The organism is Gemmatimonas sp., assembly GCF_044345575.1.
Classification (GTDB): Bacteria; Gemmatimonadota; Gemmatimonadetes; order Gemmatimonadales; family Gemmatimonadaceae; genus Gemmatimonas.
In genome coordinates this window covers 1-4,267 of sequence record NZ_JBIJAW010000281.1, presented here as the reverse complement: position 1 = coordinate 4,267, position 4,267 = coordinate 1, and the positions used below count along the sequence as shown (strand labels likewise).

Sequence of the window (4,267 nt, the reverse complement as noted above, 5' to 3'; positions counted from 1 at the left end):
AACATTCAGCGTGCGACTCGCCGTGGCCGGACCATTGAGATCCAGGCGAATCACCCCGCCCAAGGTGTTGGCGCCCGCGAGCAGCGACCCGAGGCCGCGAATCACGGTGATCTGCTGCACGCCGGTGCTGGGAATGAGCGACGGATCGGTGCGACTGTCCCACCCTACGGTGAGCGGCAATCCGTCGAGCATGACGGCGGCCTGACGCGAATCGGAGCCGCGAATCCCGAGCTCCGATTCTCCTCGCGAGTTCTGTCGCACCAGCACAAACGCCGTCTGACGCAGCACATCGGCCACCGTCGGGGCGGGCAGCAACGGCACCGGCAGCGAGTCCACGCGGATGGTGACGGCCGTGGCCCCGCCGGTGACCGATGGGGCGCGCGAACCGCGCACCGTGATTGGCTCGATGCGCCGCGCCGCGGAGTCCTGCGCTGGCAGCCGGGACGGCGGCGTTGCCGACTGCTGCGCCGCTGCCGGCGCAGACAGGGCCAACGTGCCGGCGAACAGACCGAGGCTCAGGAGGGTGTACCGGGGGAGGGACATGCCGCGGAGTTTGGCGGGGTGTCCCTTAATGGCGGATTAATCGAGGGGAACAGCGGAACGACGGAAGCTCGAGAGGCGGGAGCTGGTGGTACGGGAGCTACAACAACGGGAACTGCCCCGTACGAGCAGTTCCCGTTGTTCAACATCCCGTGTCACCAGCTCCCGTGGTCGCAGCTTCCGTCCAACCAGCTCCCGCGATTGGAGCTTCCGCCGCCCGAGCTTCCGCCGCCCGAGCTTCCGCCCTCCCGCGTCTACCCGAAATACTCCTGGTTCGGTCTCCGCCGCTGCTCCCGTTCCGCGCGGCCGTATGCGCCTGCGTCCGACCGCGAGATCTTGCGGCGCGCCACCAGCGCTTCGAGCACGAGTTCGCACGCCACGACGATCATCGCGTCGTCGCCCTTCTTCGCGAGCCCGAGGGCACACACGGTGTCCACCAGGCCGGGCACGAGGTCGAAGCCCTTGCGCACCACGCCGATCGAAATGTCGTCGCCCACCTGCAGCGCGCTTCCCTGATCGAACCACATCACGATCTCATCGGTGTCGAGATCGCCGGCGCGTTCGCGTAGCGTGGCGTCGCAGGCGCGACGGATGAGTTCCTTGGCGATCGCGTTGCCACCCACGAGCTCACCCTCGTACTCGAGCTCGATCTTGCCCGTGATAGCGGGGAGCGCCGCGTAGACATCGGCCACCCGCGGCACCGCTTCGCTGTCGCCGTTCTTGAGCGCGCGCTGCTCGGCGTTGCTGACCACGTTCTCCATCGCCGTGATGGGCATGCGCTGCGACACGCCACTGCGCTTGTCGATGCGCTTGTCATCGCGCGCCTCGAAGGCGATGCGTTCCACCACCTCTTCGATGAGATCCGGCACACGGATCTCCACGCCGTGGTCGCGCGTCGTCCACGCCTCCTGCCGCGTGATGCTCACGCCAAGCGCGACACTCTCGGGGTAGTGCGTGATGATCTCGCTGCCGATACGGTCCTTGAGCGGCGTGATGATCTTGCCGCGCGCGGTGTAGTCCTCGGGGTTGGCGGTGAAGCAGAGCAGCACATCCAGTGCGAGCCGCACGGGATAGCCTTTGATCTGCACATCGCCTTCCTGCATGATGTTGAACAGCCCCACCTGCACCTTGCCGGCGAGGTCGGGGAGTTCGTTGAGCGCGAAGATGCCACGGTTGGCGCGCGGCAGCATGCCGTAGTGAATGGTGAGCTCGTCGCTCAGCAGATGCCCGCCGCGAGCCGCCTTGATGGGATCCACGTCGCCGATGATGTCGGCTACGGTCACGTCGGGGGTGGCGAGCTTTTCCACGTAGCGCTGATCGCGCGCGACCCACGCGATGGGGGTGTCGTCACCGGCCTCGGCAATGAGGTTGCGGGCGTACTTCGAGATGGGCGCAAACGGATCGTCGTTCACCTCGCTGCCGGCCACGACGGGCATCGCTTCGTCGAGCAGCGTGACGAGCGCGCGCAGAATGCGCGACTTCGCCTGACCGCGCAGGCCGAGGAGGATGAAGTTGTGCCGGGCCAGCAGCGCGTTGACGATCTGCGGCATGACGGTCTCTTCGTAGCCCAGCACGCCGCGGAACAGCGGCCCGCCGTCCTGCAGACGGGCGATGAGGTTCCGACGGATCTCGTCCTTGACGTTCTTCGGGCGGTTGGTGGCGTAGCCGGAGCGCCGGAGGGCGCCGAGGGTCTCGGGGAGTCTGGACACGATCGTGTGAGGCACGGGGGGATGGAGGCACGGGATCGGACCCTCCATCAATGACGGTTGCTTAGCGCACGAGGGGGGCGAAGAGTGCCCGGAGATCGCGGAGACATGCCCCGCGACCGGCGGAGGGCGGGGGATGGGCGTGGTGGGATGGGGGTTGTGTCAGCCCGTTACGCCTTGTTTACAGAAACATAGGAAAATCTTTGTCCCGCAACGGCTTTCCCCCAAGAAAGAAGCATGAGAATTGGATGAAAGCGCCTTGACAGCCGGGTGCCGCACCGTACATTCCCATCGCTTGTACCCCGTCGGCACACCTGCCGGGGGGGCCGTGCGCATTTAGGACGCACGGCGCTCATCACTGCACCGTTGGAGTCCTCCACTATGAAGCGCATCGCCCTCGTCGCCGCTGCTATCGTGCTCGCCGCCTGCTCCGCCAAGGAAGAGGCCCCGGCCGCTGACTCGGCCGCCGCTGCCCCGGCCGCCGCGCCCGCCATGGATTCGGCCGCGATGGCCGCCCCGGCTGACTCGGCCAAGCCTGACTCGGCCGCTGCCGCTGCCGCCCCGGCTGACACGACCAAGCACTAATCTGCTTGAGCAGGGAAAAGGCCACGCCGAAAGGCGTGGCCTTTTTTCGTTTCTGGGGCCCCACACCCACCCCTCACCCCGGAAACGGCAGCTCCACGACGGTCGCTTCCTCTCCTTCCACCGTCACCGTCGCTCCCGGTGCCACTTCGCGGCGGACCATGGCCATGGCGATGGGGCCCAGGCGGGGTGAGAGGGCGCTGCTGCGTACGTCGCCCACGTCCTTACCCGTCGCATCGATGACGCGGGCGGAGCGCGGCAGGGGGGCGGCGGCCGTCAGACCACGCAGATGGCGGTTCACATGGCCGCGGAAGTGCACCCGGGCCACGGTCTCCTGGCCGGTGTAGCACCCCTTGGTGAAGCTGATTGCGCCGAGGGTGTCGAGATTGGCTTCCTGCGGGATGGTGTTCTCGTCCATATCCACGCCGAACGCCGGTCGCCCCGCCTCCACGCGGGCGAGCTCCCACACCGCCTGAGAGCCCCGGGGACGCGCGAACGCCTCGAGCCTGGTGCGCACCGCGTCCGCCTCGCCCGCCTCGGCCACGATGACGAAACCCGGCAGGGTGCCAAGCAGGGGGGCGCGAATGAGGCGCACGCGTGCGGAGGCAATGTCCGCCACGCCGTGCGACCATGCCGGCCACTCGGCCAGCTCGCTCCCCGCGCTGTCGGCCCCCGACTCGGCTACCCCGGATGTCGCACCGAGATCGGTGATGACCAGCGACGCGTTGGTCCCGTACAGCATCCACGTGACCCACCGCTCCCGTTCGTCGGCCACCTTCGCCAGACGCGGGTTGATGTACTTGCGCGCCAGGTCGAGCCAGGCCGGCAGGCAGTGCGGCAGCATGGCGAGCATCAATCGCTCGTCGCTGATGCGCACGACGGTCATGTCGCACACCACCTTCCCCTTCGGCGTCAGCGCCACGGCATGCTGACCCATGCCCACGGCGAGCTGGCTCACATCGTTCGTGACCAGGCCGTTGAGCGCGTCGATCGCCTTGGGCCCCTCGATGCTGCTCCAGTGGAGCTCGCCGTCGAACCACACGGCATCGCGGCGCAGCGCGTGGTAGGCCTCGACGTCGTCGGGCGACAGCGAGGCGGGATAGACGAGGGCGGGGGCTGGTGTATCGGCCCCAGGGAGCGCGCCGATCGGCGTGGCGCTCGACATGCCGGAATTGTGTTCGCTCAAGACATCACCTGCGGCGTGGGCGGCTTCGTGAAGTGTAACCGGAAGTGTAGCCGAGCCGACACGTGAATCAATGCGAGCGATCAGGCGGGCGCGTGTGTACCGCCGAGACGAACGGCTGGGCCGCTGCTGCCGTCGACTCGCCCGTTTCCCAGGCGATGCGCTCGGCGGCGGGTTGCTGCATTGCCGTGAGCCGTCCATCGATGGCCTGCCAGCTTCTCCCGAGTGACGCGCCCGGCGCGCGTGGCGCATCGTC

At 67.9% G+C, this 4,267-nt stretch carries 5 protein-coding genes; 1 reads left to right on the top strand and 4 read right to left on the bottom strand.

Annotation, left to right across the window (positions count from 1 at the left end):
* The coding region (locus tag ACIQ6O_RS13575; protein WP_396208324.1) for a TonB-dependent receptor at positions 1–543 on the bottom strand (543 nt) is incomplete at its 3' end.
* A 251-nt stretch (positions 544–794) separates the two neighbouring features.
* The gene (locus ACIQ6O_RS13570) at positions 795–2,264 is read right to left on the bottom strand and encodes a magnesium chelatase (protein WP_396208323.1); all 1,470 of its coding nucleotides are present in this window, start codon (positions 2,262–2,264) and stop codon (positions 795–797) included.
* 363 nt (positions 2,265–2,627) lie between these two features.
* On the opposite strand from ACIQ6O_RS13570, the gene ACIQ6O_RS13565 reads away from it, so the two are divergent.
* Positions 2,628–2,831 carry a hypothetical protein gene (locus tag ACIQ6O_RS13565; protein ID WP_396208322.1) on the top strand — a complete coding sequence of 68 codons (204 nt, stop codon included), beginning with the start codon at positions 2,628–2,630 and terminating at the stop codon, positions 2,829–2,831.
* Positions 2,832–2,904: 73 nt separating this feature from the next.
* Here ACIQ6O_RS13565 and ACIQ6O_RS13560 read toward each other — a convergent pair whose 3' ends face one another.
* Together ACIQ6O_RS13560 and ACIQ6O_RS13555 are read right to left on the bottom strand one after the other, a co-directional pair.
* Positions 2,905–4,014, bottom strand: a complete 1,110-nt coding sequence (locus ACIQ6O_RS13560; RefSeq protein ID WP_396208321.1) for a YgfZ/GcvT domain-containing protein — start codon at positions 4,012–4,014, stop codon at positions 2,905–2,907.
* Positions 4,015–4,081: 67 nt separating this feature from the next.
* A partial coding sequence (locus ACIQ6O_RS13555; protein ID WP_396208320.1) for a hypothetical protein occupies positions 4,082–4,267 on the bottom strand: 186 nt, incomplete at its 5' end.